The sequence below is a fragment of the Alcanivorax sp. P2S70 genome, assembly GCF_000475295.1.
Lineage (GTDB): Bacteria > Pseudomonadota > Gammaproteobacteria > Pseudomonadales > Alcanivoracaceae > Alcanivorax > Alcanivorax profundi.
In genome coordinates, this window is record NZ_AXBZ01000034.1 from 251,748 (window position 1) to 276,416 (window position 24,669).

The window sequence follows — 24,669 nt, forward strand, 5'->3', positions numbered from 1 at the left end:
TCAACTGTCCACTATCAACTGTCAACTTTTCTTCGTGGGACGCTTCCAGTTGGCCACATTCCGTTGCTGACCACGGGCCACGGCAAGGCCGTTGTCGTCCACGTCCTTGGTGACGGTACTGCCCGCCCCAACGGTTGCGTTTTCGCCGATGGTCACCGGGGCCACCAGTGACGAGTTGGAGCCGATGAAGGCACCATCTTTCATCACGGTCTGGAATTTGTTCACACCATCATAATTGCAGGTAATGGTGCCGGCTCCAACATTCACGCCCTTGCCGATTTGGCTGTCGCCGATGTAGGTCAGGTGATTCACTTTGGAGCCTTCGCCCACATAGGACTTCTTGGTCTCTACAAAGTTGCCGATCCTGGCTTTGTCCGCCAGTTCGGTGCCGGGGCGCAGGCGTGCGTAGGGCCCCACCGTGCAATGGTCGCCCACTACCGCACCATCAATCAGGCTGTTGGCTTCGATGGCCGTGCCAGCACCAATATTGGCGTCGCGAATGATGCAGTTCGGGCCAATGGTGACGCCCTCTTCGATGGTGACATCGCCTTCCAGTATCACGTTCACATCGATAATGACGTCACTGGCGATTTGTACGCTGCCACGGATATCCAGCCTGGCGGGATCACGGAGGGTGACCCCATCACGCATCAGCGATTCGGCCTGGGCCCGCTGAAAAATACGCTCGAGACGGGCCAGCTGGACACGGTCGTTGACCCCATCGACCTCCCAGGCGGACCCAGGCTGCAGGGTTTCCACATTCAGGCCAGACTGCACCGCCATGGCGATGACGTCCGTCAGGTAATATTCACCCTGGGCATTGTTGCTGGACAGCTTCGGCAGGCAATCCGCCAGAAAACTGCGGGTACAGGCAAGGATACCGGTGTTGATCTCCTGGATACCCAATTCGGCATCGGAGGCATCTTTCTGTTCGACGATGCGCTGGACGTTATTCTGGCCATCACGGACGATACGGCCATAGCCGCTGGGGTCATCCAGGGTAAGGGTCATCAGTGCCAGCGTGTTGTCATCCACACAGGCGACAAATTCCTTGAGGGTTTCTGGACGGATGAGCGGTACGTCGCCGTAGAGCACCAGAACGATATCCTCGCTGACCAAGGGCATCGCCTGGGCGACAGCATGGCCCGTTCCGAGTTGTTCTGCCTGTTCCGCCCACTGCAGGTTATGGCCTTGCACGGTCTGCTGTACCTGGTCACCACCATGTCCATAAACCACGACCGTATTGGTCACCTCCAGGCTGGCGGCTGCATCGACGACGTGCTGAACCATCGCTTTGCCTGCCACTTCATGGAGAACCTTGGGCAGGGCGCTCTTCATGCGTGTGCCCTTGCCTGCCGCGAGAATGACTACCGCTAGACTCATTAGCCTGTCCTTATTGCTTTACTGAGGTGTTCCAGACCTTCCCGGCCCGTTTGGCTTGCTGTTGTACGTCATCTTTATGACAGAAACAAAAAAGGGTAGCACCCGGCTACCCTTTCTGTGTTGAAGATTTGCAAAAAGTACCGTTACCGGCCCTTTTTCTTCAACTGTTGAATTGCACGCAACTGGGCAACAGCCTCGGCCAGCGTCGCGGCAGCACGGGAGTAATCCATTTCGGAGTTCTTCCCTTCCAGCGCTTCTTTGGCGCGCTGTTTTGCCTGCTCGGCGGCAGCTTCGTCCATGTTGTCGGCACGTTCTGCCGTATCAGCCAGTACGGTGACCAGCTTCGGCTGCACTTCCAGGAAGCCGCCAGATACGTAGAACACTTCTTCTTCACCATTCTGCTTCTTCACCCGTACCGGGCCCGGCTTGAGCCGGGTCAGCAGCGGGGCATGGCCTGGCATGATACCGAGGTCGCCTTCCACACCGGAAGCTACCACGATTTCTACCAGGCCGGAGAACAGCTGGCGTTCTGCACTAACAATGTCGCAATGCACGGTCATCGCCATTTGTTGTCTCCCGGTGAAGGTTACTTGCTACGCTTGTTGTAGGCTTCTACCACTTCGTCGATAGAACCCTTCATGTAGAAGTCCTGCTCCGGAATGTGGTCGTAGTCACCGTTCAGGATACCCTTGAAACCTGCCAGGGTGTCTTTCAGGGAAACGTACTTGCCGGGAGAACCGGTAAATACTTCCGCCACGAAGAACGGCTGGGACAGGAAACGCTCGATCTTACGGGCGCGGGATACCACCTGCTTGTCTTCTTCAGACAGCTCGTCCATACCCAGAATCGCGATGATGTCCTTCAGCTCTTTAAAGCGCTGCAGCACCATCTGAACGCCACGAGCGATGTCGTAGTGTTCCTGACCGATAACCAGCGGATCCAGCTGACGAGAGGTGGAATCCAGCGGGTCGATCGCCGGGTAGATACCTTTGGACGCGATGTCACGGCTCAGGGATACAGTGGAATCCAGGTGAGCAAAGGTGGTCGCCGGAGACGGGTCAGTCAAGTCATCCGCCGGTACGTATACGGCCTGTACGGAGGTGATGGAACCTACCTTGGTGGAGGTAATACGTTCCTGCAGAACGCCCATCTCTTCCGCCAGAGTCGGCTGGTAACCTACCGCAGAAGGCATACGACCCAGCAGAGCGGATACTTCGGTACCGGCCAGGGTGTAACGGTAGATGTTATCGACGAAGAACAGTACGTCACGACCTTCGTCACGGAACTTCTCGGCCATGGTCAGACCAGTCAGCGCTACACGCAGACGGTTACCCGGCGGCTCGTTCATCTGACCGTAAACCAGCGATACTTTATCCAGTACGTTGGAGTCCTTCATTTCGTGGTAGAAGTCGTTACCCTCACGAGTACGCTCACCCACACCCGCAAACACGGAGAAACCGGAGTGCTCGATCGCGATGTTCCGGATCAGCTCCATCATGTTTACGGTTTTACCTACACCCGCACCACCGAACAGACCAACCTTACCGCCTTTCGCGAAGGGGCAAACCAGGTCGATTACCTTGATGCCGGTTTCCAGCAGTTCGTTGGTAGCTGCCTGCTCAGCGTAAGTAGGAGCCGCACGGTGAATAGACATGCGCTCTTCTTCACCGATAGGACCGGCTTCGTCGATCGGGCGACCCAGCACGTCCATGATACGGCCCAGGGTCTTGGTGCCTACCGGTACCTGAATCGGCTCACCAGTGTCGGTCACGGTGATACCACGCTTCAGACCTTCGGTGGAGCCCATGGCGATGGTACGGACTACGCCGTCGCCCAGCTGCTGCTGAACTTCCAGCGTGGTTTCAGTACCGTCCACGGTGAGGGCGTCATATACCTTCGGTACGTTTTCGCGCGGGAATTCCACGTCGATCACAGCACCGATGATCTGAACAATACGACCGCTACTCATGCTTGCATCCTCTTAACTTGCGTTTTTGCCGGGTCTATCAGTTTAGACCGCAGCAGCACCACCAACGATTTCGGAGATTTCCTGCGTAATTGCAGCCTGGCGTGCCTTGTTGTACACCAACTGCAGATCACGAATGATGTCACCGGCATTATCGCTGGCCGCTTTCATCGCGATCATACGCGCTGCCTGCTCACAGGCATTGTTTTCAACCACACCCTGATAGACCTGTGATTCGATGAACCGCACCAGCAGTTCGTCGAGCAGCTCTTTCGGGGCAGGCTCGTAAATGTAGTCCCAGTGACGCTTCAACTCTTCTTCTTCGCCCGCTTCAAGCGGCAGAAGCTGAATGTTGGTCGGCGCCTGGGTCATGGTGTTCACGAATTCGTTGTACACGATGTACAGACGGTCGATGGCACCATTGTCATAGGCATCCAGCATTACCTTGATGGAACCGATCAGATCGTTCAGGTGAGGAGTATCACCCAGACCGTTCACGGTCGCTTCCACATTGCCGCCTACGCTTTTGAAGAAAGACACACCTTTGGTACCCACTACGCAGTACTGGGCCTTGGCGCCTTTTTCTTTCCACTCTTGCGCGCTTTTGACGACATTCTTGAGCAGGTTCACGTTGAGGCCACCGCAGAGACCCCGGTCGGAGGTCACTACGATGTAGCCAACGTTTTTGACTTCCCGCTCTTGCAGGTAGCTGTGCCGGTATTCCAGATCGGCATTGGCCAGATGGGCAACCACCTGACGCATGCGGCTGGCGTAGGGCTTGGAAGCCGCCATACGCTCTTGTGCCTTACGCATCTTGGAAGCTGCCACCATTTCCATTGCACGGGTAATCTTCTTCGTGCTCTGGACGCTGGCAATCTTGCCTTTGATCTCTTTACCGCTGGCCATAGGAAGTACCTTTTATCAGCGAATTACCAGGTCTGGGTGGCTTTGAACTGATCGAGAGATTCCTTGATCTCACCCTCGATGTCGCCGTTGTAGTCACCCTTCTCGTTGATCTTGTCCATCAACGCTTTCTTTTCGCTGTTCATGTAGTCCAGCATGGCCGTTTCGAAGGAACCGATTTTCTCGATTTCGATACCTTTCAGGTAACCTTCGTTAGCGGCGTACAGAACAACACCCATCTCAGCAACGCTCAGCGGGCTGTACTGCTTCTGCTTCATCAGCTCGGTAACGGCCTGACCATGTTCCAGCTGCTCACGAGTGGAATCATCCAGGTCGGAAGCGAACTGGGCGAAGGCCGCCAGTTCACGGTACTGAGCCAGTGCCAGACGGATACCACCGCCGAGCTTCTTGACGATCTTGGTCTGGGCTGCACCACCTACACGGGATACAGACACACCGGCGTTCATGGCCGGACGTACGCCGGAGTTGAACAGGTCGGTTTCCAGGAAGATCTGACCATCGGTGATGGAGATCACGTTGGTCGGTACGAATGCAGATACGTCACCACCCTGGGTTTCGATGATCGGCAGGGCGGTCAGAGAACCGGTTTTGCCTTTCACTTCACCGTTGGTGAACTTCTCTACGTATTCTTCGCTGACCTTGGCGGCGCGCTCCAGCAGACGGGAGTGCAGGTAGAACACGTCACCAGGATAAGCTTCACGGCCCGGCGGACGACGCAGCAGCAGGGAGATCTGACGATACGCCCAGGCTTGCTTGGTCAGGTCATCGTATACGATCAGGGCATCTTCACCGCGGTCGCGGAAGTATTCGCCCATGGCGCAACCGGCAAACGGTGCCAGGAACTGCATGGAAGCCGGATCGGAAGCGGAAGCGGCAACGATGATGGTGTGATCCATTGCACCGTGCTCTTCCAGCTTGCGTACCACGTTGGCGATGGTGGACTGCTTCTGGCCAACCGCAACGTAGATACACTTAACGCCAGTGCCCTTCTGGGCAATGATGGAGTCGACGGCTACCGCGGTCTTACCGATCTGACGGTCGCCAATGATCAGCTCACGCTGACCACGACCGATCGGCACCATGGAGTCGATCGCCTTGTAGCCAGTCTGAACCGGCTCGTTAACTTCCTTACGCCAGATAACGCCAGGAGCAACCTTTTCTACCGCGTCAGAAGCGGAAGCGTTGATCGGGCCTTTGCCATCGATCGGGTTACCCAGGGCGTCAACAACGCGACCCAGCAGCTCCGGACCAACCGGAACTTCCAGGATGCGGCCAGTACAACGTACCTTCTGACCTTCGGCCAGGCTCAGGTAGTCGCCCAGTACCACGGCGCCAACGGAATCCTGCTCGAGGTTAAGGGCCATGCCATAGATGCCGCCCTCAAACTCGATCATCTCACCGAACATGACATCGGCAAGACCGTGAATACGCACGATACCATCGGATACGGAAACCACCGTACCTTCGTTACGTGCTTCGGTGGAGGTATCAAGTTTCGCGATGCGCGACTTGATAATCTCGCTGATTTCGGACGGGTTGAGTTGCTGCATCTCTAATCCCTCAAACTCAAGAGTTCAGTTGCTCTGCCAGACGGTTAAGTCGGCCACGCACACTGCCATCAATTACGGTATCGCCGGCTCGCACCAGCACGCCTCCAATCAGTGACTGGTCCACAGACGTGGTGACATTCACGTCGGTGCCAAGGCGTTTTTTCAAAGCGGCTACCAGCTTTTCGGCAACAGCGTCGTCCATCTCGAACGCGGAGACCAGCTCCACGTCGGTGAACTGCTGTTCCGCTGCCAGAAGCGCGTGGAACAGTTCCAGGATGACCGGCAACAGCGGCAGACGCTTGTTGTGCGCCAGCTGCGCAATGAAATTGCGCCCGCTTTCGTCCAGTTCGTCGCCACAGACTTCTGCAAAGGCAGAAACCTTGGCGGCGTCATCCAGTTCCGGCTGGTCAAGGTAGGCACGCATGCTGGCATCACCTGCCACTGCTGCTGCCAGGCCCAGCATCTTTTCCCACTTGTCCAGGGCGCCTTGTTCCTTTGCAAAAACAAAGGCGGCCTTGGCGTAGGGGCGTGCGATGGTGGTCAGTTCAGCCATGGGTTACCCGTAGTCTCAGAGTTCAGCCGCCAGCTGCTCAAGCATCTGCTTGTGCGCGTCCTGGTTTACTTCGCCGCCCAGTACCTTCTCGGCACCAGACAACGCCAGGGCTGCCACTTCTTTACGCAGCTGCTCGCGAGCCTGATTAACTTCTTGGTCAATCTCAGACTGGGCTTTGGCTACCAGACGCTCACCTTCGGTGCGCGCGGCTTCTTTAGCCTCATCCACAATCTGATTAGCCCGGCGATTGGCCTGATCAATGATTTCGGCCGCCTTCTCTTTTGCTTCTTTGAGATTGGCGGTCGCCTTTTCCTGGGCCAGTTCCAGATCGCGCTCAGCACGATCTGCGGCGCTCAGGCCCTCGGCAATTTTCTGCTTGCGCTCTTCCAGAGCCCGGGAAATGGGCGGCCAGACGAACTTCATGCAGAAGAATACGAACAGAGCGAACCAGATAGCCTGGCCGATGATCGTCATGTTGATGTTCATGCCATCACCTCAATCGCGTTAGGTAATTTACCGGATCAAACGCGATCGATTACTGGAAGATCAGCAGGAACGCGATAGCGATACAGATAATCGGCACAGCATCCAGCAGACCAGCGATGATGAACATGCGGGTTTGCAGCATCGGAGCCAGTTCAGGCTGACGAGCTACAGATTCCAGAAAACGGCCACCCATCATGCCGAAGCCCAGACCTGCGCCGATGGCCGCCAGGCCAGCTACGATAGCAGCAGCAAGAAATTGAATGCCTTCCATCTTTACACTCCCGTTAAGTGCTTGGTTGGTTTAATTAAAAACCGGTTTAAAAAATCTTAGTGGTCTTCGACCGCCATGCTCAGGTACACGATAGTGAGTACCATGAAGATAAATGCCTGCAGGGTGATAACCAGAATGTGGAATACCGCCCACGGCCAGGCACCGATAAACTGCCAGGTGCCCATCATGGCGGCCAGCAGAATAAACACGAACTCGCCGGCATACATGTTGCCGAACAGTCGCAGACCCAGGGATACCGGCTTGGCCAGCAGACCAATGGTCTCCAGCAGCAGGTTCACCGGGATCAACAGACATTTCACTACCGGGTTGCTGGCCTCAAAGGGGTGCAGGGCCAAGGTACCGATAAAGCCACCCACACCTTTCGCCTTGATGGTGAAGAAGATCACCAGCAGCATGACAGAGAAGGACATGGACAACGTGATGTTGGGGTCAGTGCTGGGCACGATCTTGAAGTAGGCTTCGTGTGCGGTCCAGCCGAAGAAGGTGGTCATGATCCAGGTAAAGGTCTGCGGGATGAAGTCCACAGGGATCAGATCCATCAGGTTCATCAGGAATACCCAGCAGAAGATCACCAGTGACAGCGGCGCCACCAGTTTGCTCTTGCCGTGGAAAGAATCGCGAACCTGGGTGTCGATAAATTCAATGATGGTTTCGATGAAGTTCATGAAACCGGTAGGGACGCCGGCGGTTGCCTTGCGGGCACCCAGCCAGAACAACAGGCACATGATGATGCCGAGACCGCCGGACCAGGCGAGGGAATCAACGTGGAATGCCATGAAGCCCATGTCTTTGGCTTCGGTACCGTTACAGGCAAAAGTCCAGGTGGTTTCGCTCAGCGTCTCGGCATGACCGTGACATTCACGGACATAGCCTGCGGGCAGTTCGCCATAGGTCAGATTACCCAAATGGTGCTTGATGTACTCGCCCGGAGAGCTACCAGCCATATTGATACCTACAGTCTCAGTCGTTTTGCCCGTCTTGCCCTGCTGTGCGTCCGTCGAGACGCGCTACCTGAATCCAGCCCACGACCTGGGCGATCAGGAAGCCTAGCAGCAGAACCATTGCAATTTTCATTTCCCGCGTTTCGGGGACCTTGGAAAAAGTGAGCCAGAACAGCAACAACATGATTGCGATCTTGCCCATTTCCGCCCGTACTGCTGCGGTGGCCATGCGCTTGGGCGCATGATTGCCGGGATGCAGCCATATCTGATAGCCGCCCCAGGCATATGCGATCAGGCTGATAGTGCCTCCCCAGGCCGCTACCAGGCCGGCCAGTGTTCCGGCCGTTACCGTTACCAGCAGGGCGAACACCACAATGGCGGCTAGTTGAGCGCGCATTAACCCCCAGAACAATGTTCTGTGGGCCTGGAATTCGTTGCTGGTGGTCACCGTGAAGCCTCTGGGCTGATGCATGTTGATGCCGCACCAGGCGCAAGGTCTTGGGCACCCCTGATCGTTAGCGCGGCGAAGTATATGGAGTTGGCACGCAAGTGGCAACCGTAGAGCGTGGATTGTTGGTCAATGTTCGACCATGGTCGAGCCGTTTTCGCAGCAGGATCGCTGCGGGTTTCGCCTGAACTAAGTTCAAATCCACAAAGAGACAAATTTGAAATTTTCGTTTACTCGTAAAGGCGGGGCGAGGACAGCGGCCCATTGAAGGCTTGCGGCACGTTCAGGCAACAAGTGGCGGCCACGGAGGACCGCCGCATTTGCCACCTTCAGGAGCGGCAACCGCACCCACGCCGGACACGCCTTGTTGCAATTCGGCTGGCTGAGAAGGTGGGTTACTTGATATGGGCGAGGATGCCGTCAAGCTCGTCCAGGTTGTTGTAGCTGATCACCAGCTTGCCCTTGCCCCCCTGGCCAGACTGGATCTGTACCGGCGCCCCGAGGCGATCGGACAGGTCGTTGACCAGCGCTTTCACGTTGGGGTCTTCCTTGGGGGCGGCCGGTTTGGCGGGTTTGGCCTTTTCGTAGTCACGCACCAGCTCTTCGGTCTGGCGGACGGACAGCCCCTTGGCCACCACGGTGCGGGCCGCATCGATCTGCTTGTTGCCGTCCAGCGCCAGCAGGGCACGGGCATGGCCCATTTCCAGGTCGCCGTGTTCCAGCAGCTTTTTGACGTCAGGCTCCAGGCTCATCAGGCGCAGCAGGTTGGTGACCATGGCGCGGGATTTACCTACGGCGTCAGCCACTTGCTGATGGGTCAGGCCGAATTCTTCTTTCAGGCGCCCCAGGGCAATGGCTTCTTCCATGGGATTGAGGTTTTCCCGCTGGATGTTCTCGATCAGCGCCATGGCGATGGCCGCTTCGTCCGGGACTTCGCGCACTACCGCCGGGATGGTGTCCAGCTCGGCCATCTGGGCGGCACGCCAGCGGCGTTCACCGGCGATGATCTCGTAGCGCTTTTCGCCGAGCGGGCGCACCACGATGGGCTGCATGACCCCCTGGGCACGAATGGATTCGGCCAGCTCTTCGAGGGCATCCGGAGACATGTCACGGCGCGGCTGGTAGCGGCCACGCTCCATGTATTCCACCGGCAGGTGGCGCAATTCACCGTCGCGGGGTGGCTGGGTCACCGGATCCGGTTGCTCACCAGCCTCCACACTCACTTCGTCCTGCTGCCGTTGCTGGTAGGACTCATTACTGCTGAGCAGGGCATCCAGGCCCTTGCTGAGACCGCGTTTACGCTTTGCCGCCATGGTGGTTCCTTGTTCTTCTGTGGGAGCGGTGGTTCCACCGCGATCCCCGTTCCAGTGTGAAAATCGCGGTCGAACGACCGCTCCCACAGGTAATGCGTGTCATCTGCCGTGCAATTACGATGCCGCGGCAGGTTGAGTCTTGAGGGCCTGTTCGCGGCGCAGGATTTCGCCGGCCAGTGCCAGGTAGCTTACCGCACCACGGGACTTGGGATCATAGGTAATCACCGGGGCGCCGTGGCTGGGAGCCTCCGCCAGCCGCACGTTGCGCGGAATGATGGTGCGGTACACCTTGTCACCAAAGTGGCTGATCAGCTGGTTGGAGACATCGTTGGAAAGGCTGTTGCGCGGATCGTACATGGTGCGCAACAGGCCGCCGATGTGAAGCTTGGGGTTCAGCACGGTGCGGATTTTTTCGATGGTGTTCATCAGGGCCGTGAGACCTTCCAGGGCGTAGTATTCGCACTGGATCGGCACGATCACCGAGTCTGCCGCGGTCAGGGCATTCACCGTGAGCATATTGAGGCTCGGCGGGCAGTCGATGAGGATATAGTCGTAATTGTCACGGATGCGGGCCAGCGCGTTGCGCAGGCGGAACTCACGGGATTTCATGTCCAGCAGCTGGACTTCCGCCGCCGTCAGGTCGCCGTTGGCGGTGATCAGGTCGAAGCCGCTGTCTTCCGGGGTGTTGACGATGGCCTTTTCGGTGGGCACTTCGTCACACAGTACGTCGTAGATGGTGTAGTCGGTGTCGAACTTGTCCACACCGGAACCGGTGGTTGCGTTCCCCTGGGGATCAATGTCTACCAGCAACACCTTCTTGCGGGTGGCCGCCAGTGACGCCGCCAGGTTCACACTGCTGGTGGTTTTCCCCACGCCGCCTTTCTGATTGGCTACGGCAAATACGGTGGTCACGCTGTTCTCCTTATTGAGACATTGCGGCTCCGCCATGCGGGCGGATCAGACCGCTGTGGAAGCCAGCCTGCTGGCGATTTGCGCTGTCGCAACGAAAATCGCTTGCAGGCAAGCTCCCACACTCCATTCGGCAATGCCGGGCACGGGCATCAGGCCTTGCTTACCACCACCAGGGTGCGGGGTTCGTCCAGACCCGGCACGGTCAGGGTGTGGTGATGCCCTTGCCATTGTGCCGGCAGGGTCGCCAGTTCGTCTTCCGTGCTGGCCGCTTTCATGGCCAGTAGCCGGGTATTGTCGGTCATTATGGACGTCATGAGCGCCAGCATGTCCGACAAGGAGGCAAAGGCCCGACAAATTATCTGTGATGGCGCTTTACGGTACTGTTCCACGCGACCGTGTACAACCTCCACGTTATCCAGCCCCAGTTCCCGGCGGGCCTGGCGCACAAAGCGGGTTTTCTTGCCATTGGAATCCAGCAGGGTGAACGACTGCTGCGGGCGGGATACCGCGAGGATAATGCCGGGAATGCCGGCACCGGTTCCCACATCCAGAGTATCGCCCTCGCCCACGAACGGCAGCACCGCCAGCGAGTCGAGCAGGTGGCGGGTCACCATTTCCTGCGGGTCGCGGATGGCGGTGAGGTTGTAGGCCTGGTTCCATTTGACCAGCAGTTCCACGTAGTGGATCAGCTGGCGTTGCTGGTCGTCGCTGAGGGGCAGGCCGAGGGTGTCGATCCCCCGGGCCAGAGTGTCAGCCAGTTGTGCGGGCAGGCTCATGCGTGTTGGGCGGCCTTGTTCTGGTGGTGGTGTTTCTTCAGGTAAATCATCAGCAGGGAAATGGCCGCCGGGGTCACCCCGGGAATCCGGCCCGCCTGGCCCAGGGTGTCCGGGCGCACGGTGCCGAGCTTCTGCTTCACCTCGTTGGACAGGCCTTTCACCTGCTCGTAGTCGAAATCCGCCGGCAGAGCCGTGGTTTCCGCCGCCCGCAGCTTTTCGATCTCGTCGGTCTGACGGTCAATGTAGCCGGCGTACTTGGCGAGAATTTCCATCTGCTCGACCACTTCGGCGGACGGGCGATCTTCCAGCGCCACAGCATTGGCCAGGCTGGCGTAATCCAGCTCCGGACGCTTGAGCAGGTCCAACAGGCTGTATTCGCGGGTCAGCGGGTTCTCGATCAGCTGGTTCACCGCTTCGGCCTGCGGTGTCTGCGGTCGCACCCAGGTATTTTTCAGGCGCTGCTCTTCCTTCTCCATGCCCTCGCGCTTGGCATTGAAGGCCGCCCAGCGTTCGTCGTCCACCAGCCCCAGCTCGCGGCCCTTTTCGGTGAGCCGCAGGTCGGCATTGTCTTCACGCAGCAACAGCCGATATTCGGCTCGGCTGGTGAACATGCGGTAAGGCTCCTGGGTACCCATGGTAATCAGGTCGTCCACCAGCACGCCGATGTAGGCCTCATCACGGCGCGGGGTCCAGGCATCCTGCTCCAGGCTCAGGCGGGCGGCATTCAGGCCCGCCAGCAACCCCTGGGCCCCGGCTTCTTCGTAGCCGGTGGTGCCATTGATCTGGCCGGCAAAGAACAGCCCCGGCATATGCTTGGTTTCCAGGCTGTGCTTGAGATCCTGGGGATTGAAGAAGTCATACTCGATGGCATAGCCAGGGCGAGTAATGTGGGCATTTTCAAAGCCGCGGATGGAACGCACCGCCTGCAGCTGCACATCGAACGGCAGGCTGGTAGAGATGCCATTGGGATACAGCTCGTGGGTGTCGAGGCCTTCCGGCTCCACAAAGATCTGGTGAGTGTCCTTGTCCGGGTAGCGATTCACCTTGTCTTCAATGGACGGGCAATAGCGCGGGCCGGTGCCTTCGATCACCCCCGTGAACATGGGGCTGCGGTCGAAACCACTGCGAATGATGTCATGGGTCTGCGCATTGGTGTGGGTGATATAGCAGCAGATCTGGCGCGGGTGCTCTTCCACCTTGCCCAGATAGCTCATCACCGGCAGCGGGGTGTCGCCCCACTGCTCTTCCATCACCGAGAAATCCACGGTCTTTCCATCGATACGCGGCGGGGTCCCGGTTTTCAGACGATCCACCCGGAACGGCAGCTCGCGCAGACGGCGGGCCAGCGCATTGGAGGGCTGGTCGCCGGCACGGCCACCCTGGTGGTTATCCAGACCAATGTGGATCACGCCGCCCAGGAAGGTACCGGTACACAGCACTACCGCATCCGCATGAAAACGCAGGCCCATGTTGGTAACAGCGCCGACACAGCGGCCATTGTCCACGATCAGGTCGTCAACGGGCTGCTGGAAGATGGTCAGGTTGGGCTGGTTTTCCAGCGTCTCGCGGATTGCCGCCTTGTAGCGGATGCGGTCCGCCTGGGCACGGGTGGCGCGCACTGCCGGGCCCTTGCGGGCATTGAGCACGCGGAACTGGATGCCGCCTTTATCGGTGGCGCGGGCCATGGCCCCGCCGAGGGCATCGATCTCACGCACCAGATGGCTCTTGCCGATCCCGCCGATGGCCGGGTTACAGCTCATCTGACCCAGGGTTTCGATATTGTGGGTGAGCAACAGGGTGGACACGCCCATTCGCGCAGACGCCAGGGCGGCTTCGGTACCGGCATGACCACCACCGATCACAATCACGCCAAAACGCTGGGAATAATCCATCTGACAACAACCTTGCAGGTTTGCCTGCTGCTCAAAATATGATCAAAGGGGCGCGATAGTATAGAAAGAACGGCCCACGCCGCAAGTGTCACGCGTCTCACACCATGCCACCAAACGCTACCGTAGGAGCCTCGCTCGCGGCGCGATAACCCACGGCGATTAAACCGGATTGATTACCACAGAGCGCACAGCGGTCACTAAGGAAACACGGTTTTCTCTGTGAACCCAGTGCGCGCTGTGGTGAAAAGGTTTTTGATCCTGGCTGGGAATCGCACCGCCACCGATGCGCCTACTCAGAGCATGCAGCCTGGCGCCACTTGCGTGTAAGCTATTCTACTATAGATCGTTCATCTCACTTAACCGGAAAACTCCTTGGATTCATTGAACTTATTCCTGCTGATCGGCACCGGGCTGATGTTCACCGGCTTGCTGCTTGGGTCCCTGAGCGCTCGCTTCGGGGTGCCGTCGCTGTTGATTTTCCTGCTGGTCGGCATGGCGGCAGGGGAAGACGGCCTTGGCGGGATTGATTTCGATGATTTTTCCACCGCCTATGTGATTGGCAACATTGCCCTGGCCGTGATCCTGCTGGATGGCGGCCTGCGCACCCGGCTCAGTACCTTCAAGCTGGGACTGAAGCCGGCGCTCAGTCTCGCCACCCTCGGGGTGGCCATCTCTGCCGGGCTGGTGGGCGCCTTTGCTACCTGGTTGATGGGCGTGGACTGGCGAGTGGGCCTGCTGCTGGGGGGCATTATTGGTTCTACCGATGCAGCGGCGGTGTTCAGCGTGATCAAGGGCGCCGGTGTGTCGCTGAACGAGCGGGTCGCCAGTACCCTGGAAATCGAATCCGGACTCAACGACCCGATGGCCATCTTCATCACCCTGATGCTGGTGGGATTACTGGTCAATCCGGATGCCCAGTGGGGCATTGGCATGCTGGTGACCCTGGTGCAGCAGTTCGGCCTCGGCGCACTGATGGGGCTGGTGCTGGGGGTGGTGATCAGCGAACTGCTGCTGCGGGTGCGCAGCAATGAAGGGCTGCATGCATTGCTGCTGTGCTCTGGCGGCGCCATGGTGTTTGCGCTTACTAACCTGGTGGGCGGCTCGGGGTTTCTGGCGATCTACCTGACTGGCCTGGTGGCGGGCAATCGCCGCGGCGGGACCGGCGACAACGTCCTCAAGTCCATGGACTCCATGGCCTGGCTGGCCCAATCCGGCATGTTCTTGATTCTGGGTCTGCTGGTCACGCCGTCGCGACTGACCGAACACCTGGCCTGGGCCCTGGCCGTGGCGGCCTTCCTGATGCTGCTGGCGCGGCCGCTGGCCGTCTGGATCAGCCTGCTGCCGTTCCGTTTTACCTGGCGCGAGGAAATGTTCATTGCCTGGACCGGGCTGCGCGGCGCCGTGCCCATCGTGCTGGCGGTGTTCCCGTTGCTGGCCGGGGTGGAACAGACCTACCTGTTGTTTGATATCACTCTGGTGGTGGTACTGATTTCCCTGATTGGCCAGGGCGCGAGCCTGCGTTTTATGGCGCGACGCCTGAAGGTCTCGGTGCCCCCCTCCACCGAACCCCGGCAGACGGTCGCCCTGGCCGCCCCACGGGACCGCTACTTACTGCAGTTCCAGGTGGAAGATGGCGCCCGTGCGGTGGGCAAACCGTTGGCTGAGCTCTCCGATGACGGGCGCACGCCCTTGATGCTGTACCGCAATCACACGGTGCTGAGCCCACGGGACGAGCCCGTCATTGAAGCCGGCGACCTGATTTCCTGGCTGGCTCCCCTGTCCGAGAAATCGGCGCTGTCTGACCTGTGCCACAAGATGAGTCAGGACGAAAAACGCTATTACGGGGACTTTTCCGTGCTCGGCAAAACCCCGGTGGCCCAATTGGTGGCCGTCTACGGGGTGGAATCTCCCCCGCCCCTTTGGCAGGGGCTCACCGTGGCCGAGCTGTTTACCAAACAAGTCGGCAAGCATGCCGTGGTCGGCGATACGGTACGCATCAGTGGCCTGCGCCTGCGCGCCCGCTCGGTCGAAAATGGGCAGGTGGTGCTGGCCGGCCTGAAACTGCCGGGATAGCACAACCTATCCCTGCCCTGACGGTTATTATCCTTACTGTGGCGGGGCGGGCATGCGAGCATGGACCCCCACATTCACTGTCGACACCAACAAGGATGACCCATGGCCCGTTTTGATAATCACCGCATTCTGATCACTGGCGCCGGTGCCGGTATCGGCGCCCTGATGGCAGAAGAGTTTGCGCGCAAGGGCGCCGAGGTGATTGTCACCGCTCGCCGTATCAGTGCCGCCCGCGAGGTCGCCGACCGTATCAAGGCCGCCGGCGGCAAGGCCCATCCCTATGTGCTGGATGTGAGCAAGCTTGCCAGCATCGCCAAATTCCGCGACAAGCTGCACGCCGATGTGGGCCCCATCACCGGGCTGATCAATAACGCAGGCGTGGTATTTGGCGGCGAGTTCGAGCAAGTGGATCTGGAGCAGCACCTCAATACCTTTCGCATCAACAGCGAAGGGCTGATGGCCACCACCCATGCGTTTCTGGATGACCTGATCAGTGCGAAGGAAGGTTACCTGGTCAATATCGCCAGCGCTTCTGCCTTTGTTGGCCTGCCCTATGGCAGCACCTACGCGGCAAGCAAGTGGGCCGTGGTGGGTTTTTCTGAATCCATTCGGCTGGAACTGGACGTGCGCAAGATCAAACACGTGCATGTGACCACCGTGTGCCCCAGCTACATTTCCACCGGCATGTTCGACGGGGTGAAGACGCCCATGTTCACCCCCATGCTGACCCCGGAGAAAGTAGTCAAAAGCATTCTTCGCGGCATGCAGAAGAAAGACAGCTTTGTCATCGAGCCGGCCATCGCCAAATCCACCGAGCTGCTCAAGGCGGCACTGCCGCGCAAGGCCTGGGATGAAGTGGCCTACCGGATCGGGGTATCCACGTCCATGTATAGCTGGAAGGGAAAGAAGTAAGACAGCTGTGAGCTATGCGCTTTGAGCTGTGAGGAAAACCCTTCTGCGGAGCTGCTGCAGGAACGTAGCGCAGCGGCGTTGTTGCGATGTTTGTGGTTTTCCTCAGCGCTCGCCGTTAACAGCTCGAAGCTCAACACCCCGTGAACGCCCATTCACCCTAACGCCGCGCCCCTGCCGCCTTGGCAGTCAATGTCTTTGCGTTGGCTTTCCCCAACAATGCGCTCCGTGATCCGCTGTCCGTTTAAGACCGCCTTTGGCTCTTTATGACAGCCTGACTGATTCTGACGAGGGAATTTCCATGCCGACTTACAAGGCCCCCGTGCGCGACATGCGCTTTTTGATGAACGAAGTGTTCGACTTCGAGAGTCACTACAAGACTCTGCCCAATGGTGAAGAAGCCACCCCGGATATGGTGGAAGCCATCATCGGAGAAATGGCCAAGCTGTGTGAAAACACCATCGCCCCCCTGTATCAGAGCGGCGATGAAGAAGGCTGTGAGCTGAAAGATGGCGTCGTTACCACTCCGAAGGGCTTCAAGGAAGCCTACAGCGAATTTGTCGCGGGTGGCTGGCAAGGTCTGAGCCATCCTGTTGAATATGGCGGCCAGGGCCTGCCCATGTCTCTGGGCCTGCTCAAACAGGAAATGATGGCCACTGCGAACTGGTCGTTCTCCATGTACCCGGGTCTGTCCCTGGGCGCAATGAATACCATCCAGCTGCACGGTACCGAAGAGCAAAAGCAGGCTTACCTGGTACCACTGACCGAGGGCACCTGGGCAGGCACTATGTGTCTGACCGAGCCCCAGTGCGGCACCGACCTTGGTCAGGTGAAAACCAAAGCCGAGCCTCAGGGTGATGGCAGCTACAAGATTACCGGCACCAAAATCTTCATTTCTTCCGGTGATCATGACCTGACCGAGAACGTCGTGCACATCGTGTTGGCACGTCTGCCTGATGCCCCCAAAGGCACCAAGGGTATCTCCCTGTTTATCGTGCCGAAGTATCTGCCTGGCAAGATTGGCGAAGACCACGGTGTGAGCGTCGGTTCCCTGGAAAAGAAAATGGGGATCAAGGCTTCCGCTACCTGTGTGATGAACTTTGACGGCGCGACCGGCTTCCTGATCGGTCCGGAAAACAAGGGCCTGGAGTGCATGTTCACCTTTATGAACACTGCCCGTCTGGGTACCGCCATGCAGGGCATTGCCCACGCCGAACTGTCTTATCAGGGCGCCCTGCCTTATGCCAAAGAGCGTAAGTCCATGCGTGCCCTGTCTGGCAAGAAACAGCCCGATGAGATTGCTGACAGCCTGATCCATCACGGTGATGTACGCCGCATGCTGCTCAAGCAGAAGGCCATCGCCGAAGGCGGTCGTGCCATGATCTACTTCGCCGCCCAGTACGCCGACAACATGATTTCCGGCATCCTGGAAGACGACATGAAGAAGTACGAGCACTGGGATAGCGAGCTGGGCTTCTTCACCCCGATCCTGAAGGGCTTCCTGACCGAGAAGGGTCTGGAAGTGGCTAACGACGGCATGCAGGTGTTCGGTGGCCACGGCTACATCAAGGAACACGGCATGGAGCAGATCGTGCGCGATGCGCGGATCTCTACCCTGTACGAAGGCACCACCGGTATCCAAGCACTGGATCTGCTGGGCCGTAAGGTTCTGCTGAGCACCAAAGGCAAATGTGTTCGTGACTTCAGCAAGAAGCTGGTGGATTTCGGAACCAAGAACCTGCGTGATCCGAAGCTGCGTCCGTTCGCCTGGAAGCTGCTGAAAATCGCAGCAGAGTGGAACTACCTGACCACCCGCATCATGCTGGTGGCAGCCAAGGACCGCGACATGGTCTCCACTGCCAGCTACGACTTCCTGATGTACAGCGGCTACGCCATGATGGCGTACTTCTGGGCGCTGCAGGCAGGCGTTGCCAAGGACAAGCTGGAGAACGGCGGTGCCGAGCCGGCGGAATTCTACAAAGCCAAGCTGGCCACTGCAGAGTTCTACTTCGAGCGTATGCTGCCCAGCGCCAAAGGCCATGCCGAAGCCGCGCTGAAGCCTACCAAGAGCACCATGCAGTTGAAAGAAGAGCACTTCTCGTTCGATTATGAGTAAGTGATCGTCAGGCGTCAGATGACTGACGTCGGATGCAAAAAGGGGCGGCCATCAGGCCGCCCCTTTTTTTGTTGCCGCAGACGCGCGCGGCTTTCCAGAAAAGTAGACTATCTGTGGTGGCGTTGAGGAATTCAGCGTTTCGGTTCTGTCATCCAAAAGCAAATTCCAGGCAAATCCACCTGCCCCCATACGCCTTAGTCTTCCGGCAGGAACGCTCCTGCGGATGGGGCCTTACAGCGGACCCATTCCCACAAGCCACGATGAATCCCCCAAAAAAAACGGCCCCCTTGCGGGAGCCGTTTTTCACACTAACCGAAGGTTAGATCGAGAAACTTAGTTGTTCTCGAACTGACCCATGGTGTTGTGCTTACCACCAGCTTTCAGAGCAGCTTCACCAGAGAAGTACTCTTTGTGGTCATCACCGATGTTGGAACCGGCCATGTCCTGGTGCTTCACGGTAGCGATACCGCGACGGATTTCCTGACGCTGAACACCAGCGGCGTAGGCCAGCATGCCTTCTTCGCCGAAGTAGCCTTCTACCAGCTGGTCGGTGGACAGAGCAGCGGTGTGGTAGGTCGGCAGAGTGATCAGGTGGTGGAATACACCGGCTTCACGAGCAGCGTCACGCTGGAAGTTCTGACACCACTTGTCAGCTTCAGCAGCCAGCTCGGAGTCATCGAAGTCAGCGCTCATCAGACGGGTACGGTCGTAACCGGATACGTCTTTACCTTCTTTCTCCCACGCATCGAATACTTGCTGACGGAAGTTCAGAGTCCAGTTGAAGGACGGGCTGTTGTTGTACACCAGCTTGGCAGACGGCTCTTGTTCGCGGATGCGATCAACCATGCCTTTGATGTGCTCGATGTTCGGAGTCGGGGTTTCGATCCACAGCAGGTCAGCGCCGTTCTGCAGGCTGGTGACACAGTCCAGAACAACACGGTCGATGTTGGAATCGCGACGGAACTGGAACAGACCAGAAGCCAGTTTGGTCGGCTTGATCAGCTTGCCAGCAGTCTTCACCAGAACGTCACCGTGAGAAACGGTAGACGGATCGGTGACTTCTTCGCCTTCCAGGAAGGAGTTGTACTGGTCAGCCAGGTCGCCTTCCTGAGTGGAAACAGCGATCTGCTTGGTCAAGCCAGCACCTTCGGAGTCGGTACGGGCAACGATCACGCCATCGTCAACGCCCAGCTCGAGGAACGCGTAACGTACGGCATTGATCTTGGCCAGGAAGTCGGCGTGAGGAACGGTAACTTTACCGTCCTGGTGGCCACACTGCTTCTCGTCGGAAACCTGGTTTTCGATCTGGATACAGCAAGCACCCGCTTCGATCATTTGCTTGGCCATCAGGTAGGTGGCTTCCGGGTTACCGAAACCAGCATCGATGTCAGCGATGATCGGAACAACGTGAGTTTCGTAGTTGTCGATCTTGTCGATGATTTCAGCTTGCTTGGCAGCGTCGCCAGCTTCTTTGGCATCGTCCAGAGCGCGGTACAGGTGGTTCAGTTCCCAGGCGTCAGCTTGCTTCAGGAAGGTGTACAGCTCACGGATCAGGTCAGCAACGGTAGTCTTCTCGTGCATGGACTGATCAGGCAGCGGACCGAACTGGGAGCGCAGAGCAGCAACCATCCAGCCGGACAGGTACAGGTAACGACGCTTGGTGGTGCCGAAGTGCTTCTTGATGGAGATCAGCTTCTGCTGACCGATGAAACCGTGCCAGCAACCCAGAGACTGGGTGTACAGGCTGTTGTCGGCATCATAGGCGGCCATGTCTTCACGCATGGTCTTGGCGTTGAACTTTGCGATATCCAGATGCGTGTTGAAACGGTTTTGCAGACGCATGCGAACAGCAGATTCCGGATTGATATCTTTCCAGGTGCTGTTGGCACCAATCACGGAGCTAAGTGCTTCGATATCTTTGGTGTATGACATGGTGAACCTCTGATATATGAAATTGATTTATCGATACCGGGGAGGGGCAACCCTGTTCATGTCAGGACATGCCGGCCTACGATGCAGCGCATTCTAGACCTCACCATCCCATAAACATAATCAATACGGTCTATTTTCAGTATTCACAGGATGAATGCTTTGCAGTGGCTGGCGCCTCCCCTTCCTGAGGATAACGAGCGCACAATACCGTCGCATGACGCAAGCCCAGGACGCTCTCCCTCTCACCCTGTTATGACTGCTCAGTCAGCCATCGAGTGTTAGTGAAACCCTGTCGCTACGCAAGCCACAAATTCCTTGCGTATGCGGACGGCATCCCACTGTCTTTCACTGAATCTTCTTCGATAACATTACCCAATGAGACAGCCCTTCTTATTCACATGAATGCCATGATGACCTCGCCGTCGACACAGTGACCCCCACCCGTTTTTATCGCTATCATCCTCTCTGCCAAGCAAAAAATCGGTTTTTTCACCGATTGGCACGGACGCTGCATTTCATTTTCAATAGCGGTAGACAGTCTGTGTAAATGGAACCACGACAAGAGAGAAGGAACAGGACTCTATGAAAGCGCTAAGCCCGGTGGACCAGTTGTTCTTGTGGCTCGAAAAACGCCAGCAGCCCATGCATGTAGGCGGCCTGCAATTGTTCCATTTTCCGGAGGGTGCCGGCCCCAAGTATGTCAGTGAGCTGGCCGAGCAGATGCGTGAATATTCCAGCCCGGTGGCGCCGTTCAATCAGCGCCTTACCCGGCGCCTTGGCCAGTACTACTGGACCGAGGACAAACAGTTCGACCTGGACCATCACTTTCGTCACGAAGCCCTGCCCAAACCCGGCCGTATCCGTGAGCTGCTGGCACTGGTGTCGGCAGAGCATTCCAACCTGATGGACCGGGAACGGCCGCTGTGGGAGGCCCACCTGATTGAAGGCATCCGCGGCCGCCAGTTCGCGCTCTACTACAAGATTCACCATTCGGTCATGGACGGTATTTCGGCCATGCGCACGGCTACACGCACCTTGTCTACCGACCCCAATGAGCGGGATATGGCACCGGGCTGGGCCTTCCAGATCAAGAAGCGCCAACGCTCACTGCCCAGCAACCCGGTGGATGTGGCCTCCAGTCTGGCCCGCCTCACCGCCGGCGTGAGCAAGCAGGCGGCGACGGTGCCTGCGCTGGCGCGGGAGATCTACAAGGTCACCCAGAAGGCCAAGAAGGATGAGAATTACGTTTCCATCTTCCAGGCCCCTGACACCATTCTGAATGGTGCCATCACCGGTTCGCGCCGGTTCGCCGCCCAGAGCTTCTGCCTGTCGCGCCTGAAAGGCATTGCCAAGGCGTTTGGCTGTACAGTGAACACCGTGGTGCTGGCCATGTGCGGTCACGCCCTGCGCGAATATCTGATCAGCCAGCATGCCCTGCCGGACGAACCGCTGATTGCCATGGTGCCCATGAACTTGCGTACCGACGACAGCGCCGGCGGTAACCAGATCGGTATGATCCTGGCCAACCTGGGCACCCATATCTGTGATCCCGGCAACCGTATCCGGGTGGTGCATGACTCCATCGAGGAGGCCAAGCAACGCTTCTCGCAAATGAGTGCCGAGGAAATCCTCAACTTTACCGCCCTGACCATGGCGCCCACCGGCCTCAACCTGTTGACCGGGCTGGCCCCCAAATGGCGTGCCTTCAATGTGGTGATTTCCAACGTGCCGGGGCCCCGTGAGCCGCTGTATTGGAACGGGGCCCAACTCAAGGGGGTGTACCCGGTCTCCATTGCCCTGGATCGCATTGCCCTCAATATCACCCTGACCAGCTACCAGGATCAGCTGGAATTTGGCCTGATCGCCTGCCGCCGGACCCTGCCTTCCATGCAGCGCCTGCTGGATTATCTGGAGCAGTCCATCCGCGAGCTGGAGATCGCGGCAGGGATCAAGTGACATAGGCAAGCTGGGTAACCCGCTGAACCGCAGGTCGGAAATGGGCGCAAGCCCATCTCCGACATTTCCTGCCCGATGCAAACCGGAGCGGGTGCTATATGACAGCGAAGATCGGCTAACGCCGATTTTCTCCTGACGACAATGGCAGGTAACGGATGACCTCTTCCATCTCCCAAATCACCCGCGGTGAACTGTCCTGCTGGCAGATTTATCATCGAGGACAAACGCTGGTGATCGCCGAACAGGGCGCCCAGGTGCTGGAGTACCGCCACGACGGCGAGCCCCCACTGATCTGGTTGAGCCCGGAAGCGGCCTACCAGCGTGGCCAGAGCGTACGCGGAGGGGTGCCCGTTTGCTGGCCCTGGTTTGGTGGGCTTGGCTTCAATCCCGACGCTGTCGCCTCACGCTATATCCTGGCCGACCCGCCCGCCCATGGCCTGGTGCGAGGCCTGCCATGGACACTGGTAGAGCAGGTGCAGAGCTCGCAGCAATGTGTGCTGCGGTTCCGGCCCGACCCGGATCACCTGCCCGATGAGGCCCCCGGCGTGACCCCGACCCTGATCGTCTGTCTGGACCAGCACCTGACACTGACGCTGGTTAACCACAACCACAGTGAGTCCGAGGTCGCGCTGTCTCAGGCACTGCATAGCTATTTTGCGGTCAGCGACAGCCGGCGGATTACCCTGCAGGGCCTCGATGGGCACCCCTATGTGGATGCTCTGGACCAATGGCACAGCCATTTGCAGCAGGGCCCGCTGACCCTGCAAGGCGAAACGGATCGCCTGTACCTGAAGCTGGGCAATCAGCTCCATATCGACGATCCCGGTTGGCAACGGCGCATTACCCTGTCGGTTTCCGGCAGCCAATCCGCAGTGGTGTGGAACCCCTGGGTCGAGAAAAGTCAGCGCCTGAGCCAGTTCCCGGACGATGCCTGGCAACAGATGATCTGCATTGAAACCGCCCGCGTGCTGGACGACATGCTGGTGCTGGCACCGGGCCAGCACCATGAGATGGCGGTCAGATTTATGACAACGCCGCTGTAAGCCGCAGAAATACGCCATAAAAAGAGGTGGTGATTGCCGTAAAAGGGGAGTAGAGTCGGAAGTGGCTGCGAATTATGGCCGAGGTTTGTGTTGGTAGTTGCCTTCCCTGCGTGAAGCTGAAGTTGTCTCCGAACACCCCCCATCATGGTTTGCAAGCAACACCCTAAGTAATAGTTTTTGAGGTATAGATTCACATGGCTACTGGTACTGTGAAGTGGTTCAACGAGTCCAAGGGTTTTGGTTTCATCTCCCAGGACGATGGTGGTGCGGACGTATTCGTTCATTTCAGTGCAATCACTGGCTCAGGCTTCAAAACCCTGGCCGAGGGTCAGAAGGTTTCCTTCGAGATCCAGCAGGGCCCTAAAGGTCCTCAGGCTGCCAACGTAGTGGCTGACTAAGTCACTGCTTCGGCAAACAAAAAAACCCGCTTCGGCGGGTTTTTTTGTGCCTGGCGAAAATGCCAGGCGTTTTTTATCGCGCCGCGAGCGACGCTCCTACGGGAAGGGTGGGGGGTTTTCATTCACGGTTGGAACAGGGGTTGCTCGAGGAGGGTTTTGCGGTGACGCCAGTCGGGCATGCGGGCGTCCATGAGGGCATGGAAGCCGGGACCGTGGTCCATGTGTTTTAGGTGACAGAGCTCGTGCATCACCACATAGTCCAGTGCATCGGCCGGGTAGTGCAGCAGCGCCATGTTGAGGTTGATGTAACCGCGGGCAGACAGTGACCCCCAGCGGGTGCGCATTTTCTTGATGCGCAAGGTGGGGCGGACAAAGCCCTGTTGTTCAAACCAGTGAAACTGGCGCTCGATACTGTCTTCAAACACCGGTTTGGCCTGGCGGCGCATCCAGCCCTCCACGGCGCTGCGCACCGCCATTTCCTGCTCCGGCTCTGCCACCCGCACCGACAGGTAGGGTCCGCTGAGTGCGACCCGGGTGCGCCCTTCACAGACATCCATCTGCAAGGGCTCGCCGCGCCACGCGAGCGTGGCACCATCTTGCCAGCGTTGCCGGGGGCGGCTGGCCTGGCGCTGTTGCTGGTCAGCTATCCACTGACGCCGGCTATCCACAAAATCCTGCACCATGCGCAGGGACGCCCGCTGCGGCGCACGCACCTGAACACGGCCATCTTCCAGCACACGCAGCTCCAGGCTGCGGCGCTTGCTGCGGATCAGTTGGTAGTCAGTCATGAATCAACCTCGCCGTAG

General features: G+C 58.3%; 22 protein-coding genes. 6 read left to right on the forward strand and 16 right to left on the reverse strand.

Annotation, left to right across the window (positions count from 1 at the left end; genetic code table 11):
• Positions 1-21: 21 nt before the first annotated feature.
• The 14 genes from glmU to mnmG all read right to left on the reverse strand — a co-directional run bounded on the left by glmU (position 22) and on the right by mnmG (position 13,436).
• Positions 22-1,383 carry a bifunctional UDP-N-acetylglucosamine diphosphorylase/glucosamine-1-phosphate N-acetyltransferase GlmU gene (gene glmU / locus Q672_RS28380; protein ID WP_022985897.1) on the reverse strand — a complete coding sequence of 454 codons (1,362 nt, stop codon included), beginning with the start codon at positions 1,381-1,383 and terminating at the stop codon, positions 22-24.
• 143 nt (positions 1,384-1,526) lie between these two features.
• A complete protein-coding gene (locus Q672_RS28385; RefSeq protein ID WP_022985898.1) occupies positions 1,527-1,949 on the reverse strand; it encodes a F0F1 ATP synthase subunit epsilon in 423 nt (140 codons plus the stop codon).
• A gap of 20 nt (positions 1,950-1,969) precedes the next feature.
• Entirely contained in the window at positions 1,970-3,352 is a 1,383-nt protein-coding gene (gene atpD, locus Q672_RS28390) for a F0F1 ATP synthase subunit beta (protein WP_022985899.1), read from the reverse strand.
• A gap of 42 nt (positions 3,353-3,394) precedes the next feature.
• Positions 3,395-4,255, reverse strand: coding sequence for a F0F1 ATP synthase subunit gamma (atpG, locus tag Q672_RS28395; protein WP_022985900.1), 861 nt, complete (start codon positions 4,253-4,255; stop codon positions 3,395-3,397).
• A 23-nt stretch (positions 4,256-4,278) separates the two neighbouring features.
• Entirely contained in the window at positions 4,279-5,823 is a 1,545-nt protein-coding gene (atpA, locus tag Q672_RS28400) for a F0F1 ATP synthase subunit alpha (protein ID WP_022985901.1), read from the reverse strand.
• 16 nt (positions 5,824-5,839) lie between these two features.
• Complete coding sequence (locus Q672_RS28405) at positions 5,840-6,376, reverse strand: F0F1 ATP synthase subunit delta (RefSeq protein WP_022985902.1); 537 nt, start codon at positions 6,374-6,376, stop codon at positions 5,840-5,842.
• Between the two features lie 15 nt (positions 6,377-6,391).
• Positions 6,392-6,862 carry a F0F1 ATP synthase subunit B gene (locus tag Q672_RS28410; RefSeq protein ID WP_022985903.1) on the reverse strand — a complete coding sequence of 157 codons (471 nt, stop codon included), beginning with the start codon at positions 6,860-6,862 and terminating at the stop codon, positions 6,392-6,394.
• A gap of 49 nt (positions 6,863-6,911) precedes the next feature.
• Positions 6,912-7,133, reverse strand: coding sequence for a F0F1 ATP synthase subunit C (gene atpE / locus Q672_RS28415; protein ID WP_007151035.1), 222 nt, complete (start codon positions 7,131-7,133; stop codon positions 6,912-6,914).
• A 56-nt stretch (positions 7,134-7,189) separates the two neighbouring features.
• Complete coding sequence (gene atpB, locus Q672_RS28420) at positions 7,190-8,098, reverse strand: F0F1 ATP synthase subunit A (RefSeq protein ID WP_022985904.1); 909 nt, start codon at positions 8,096-8,098, stop codon at positions 7,190-7,192.
• Between the two features lie 16 nt (positions 8,099-8,114).
• Positions 8,115-8,567 carry an ATP synthase subunit I gene (locus Q672_RS28425; RefSeq protein ID WP_022985905.1) on the reverse strand — a complete coding sequence of 151 codons (453 nt, stop codon included), beginning with the start codon at positions 8,565-8,567 and terminating at the stop codon, positions 8,115-8,117.
• 371 nt (positions 8,568-8,938) lie between these two features.
• Positions 8,939-9,856, reverse strand: a complete 918-nt coding sequence (locus Q672_RS28430) for a ParB/RepB/Spo0J family partition protein (protein WP_022985906.1) — start codon at positions 9,854-9,856, stop codon at positions 8,939-8,941.
• 114 nt (positions 9,857-9,970) lie between these two features.
• Positions 9,971-10,768, reverse strand: coding sequence for a ParA family protein (locus Q672_RS28435; protein ID WP_022985907.1), 798 nt, complete (start codon positions 10,766-10,768; stop codon positions 9,971-9,973).
• A 149-nt stretch (positions 10,769-10,917) separates the two neighbouring features.
• The gene (gene rsmG / locus Q672_RS28440; RefSeq protein WP_022985908.1) at positions 10,918-11,544 is read right to left on the reverse strand and encodes a 16S rRNA (guanine(527)-N(7))-methyltransferase RsmG; all 627 of its coding nucleotides are present in this window, start codon (positions 11,542-11,544) and stop codon (positions 10,918-10,920) included.
• A complete protein-coding gene (gene mnmG, locus Q672_RS28445) occupies positions 11,541-13,436 on the reverse strand; it encodes a tRNA uridine-5-carboxymethylaminomethyl(34) synthesis enzyme MnmG (protein ID WP_022985909.1) in 1,896 nt (631 codons plus the stop codon). The genes rsmG and mnmG overlap by 4 nt, the downstream gene beginning before the upstream one ends.
• 372 nt (positions 13,437-13,808) lie before the next feature.
• Here mnmG and Q672_RS28450 point away from each other — a divergent pair, with 372 nt between their 5' ends.
• The 3 genes from Q672_RS28450 (at position 13,809) to Q672_RS28460 (ending at position 18,534) form a co-directional block, all read left to right on the forward strand.
• Positions 13,809-15,509 (forward strand): potassium/proton antiporter, encoded by a 1,701-nt coding sequence (locus tag Q672_RS28450; RefSeq protein WP_022985910.1) that lies wholly within the window; start codon positions 13,809-13,811, stop codon positions 15,507-15,509.
• A gap of 102 nt (positions 15,510-15,611) precedes the next feature.
• A complete protein-coding gene (locus tag Q672_RS28455) occupies positions 15,612-16,421 on the forward strand; it encodes an SDR family NAD(P)-dependent oxidoreductase (RefSeq protein WP_022985911.1) in 810 nt (269 codons plus the stop codon).
• Between the two features lie 298 nt (positions 16,422-16,719).
• Positions 16,720-18,534, forward strand: a complete 1,815-nt coding sequence (locus Q672_RS28460; RefSeq protein ID WP_022985912.1) for an acyl-CoA dehydrogenase C-terminal domain-containing protein — start codon at positions 16,720-16,722, stop codon at positions 18,532-18,534.
• Positions 18,535-18,867: 333 nt separating this feature from the next.
• Here the strand turns inward: Q672_RS28460 and Q672_RS28465 are convergent, their stop codons facing one another.
• Complete coding sequence (locus Q672_RS28465) at positions 18,868-20,466, reverse strand: isocitrate lyase (protein WP_022985913.1); 1,599 nt, start codon at positions 20,464-20,466, stop codon at positions 18,868-18,870.
• 582 nt (positions 20,467-21,048) lie between these two features.
• Here Q672_RS28465 and Q672_RS28470 point away from each other — a divergent pair.
• The 3 genes from Q672_RS28470 to cspE all read left to right on the forward strand — a co-directional run bounded on the left by Q672_RS28470 (position 21,049) and on the right by cspE (position 23,863).
• Positions 21,049-22,422: a WS/DGAT/MGAT family O-acyltransferase gene (locus tag Q672_RS28470; protein WP_022985914.1), complete on the forward strand. Its 1,374-nt coding sequence runs from the start codon at positions 21,049-21,051 to the stop codon at positions 22,420-22,422.
• 155 nt (positions 22,423-22,577) lie between these two features.
• Positions 22,578-23,465, forward strand: coding sequence for a D-hexose-6-phosphate mutarotase (locus Q672_RS28475; RefSeq protein WP_022985915.1), 888 nt, complete (start codon positions 22,578-22,580; stop codon positions 23,463-23,465).
• Positions 23,466-23,659: 194 nt separating this feature from the next.
• The gene (cspE, locus tag Q672_RS28480) at positions 23,660-23,863 is read left to right on the forward strand and encodes a transcription antiterminator/RNA stability regulator CspE (protein WP_022985916.1); all 204 of its coding nucleotides are present in this window, start codon (positions 23,660-23,662) and stop codon (positions 23,861-23,863) included.
• A 122-nt stretch (positions 23,864-23,985) separates the two neighbouring features.
• On the opposite strand, the gene Q672_RS28485 is transcribed toward cspE, so the two are convergent.
• Positions 23,986-24,651: a M48 family metallopeptidase gene (locus tag Q672_RS28485; RefSeq protein WP_022985917.1), complete on the reverse strand. Its 666-nt coding sequence runs from the start codon at positions 24,649-24,651 to the stop codon at positions 23,986-23,988.
• Between the last annotated feature and the right edge of the window lie 18 nt (positions 24,652-24,669).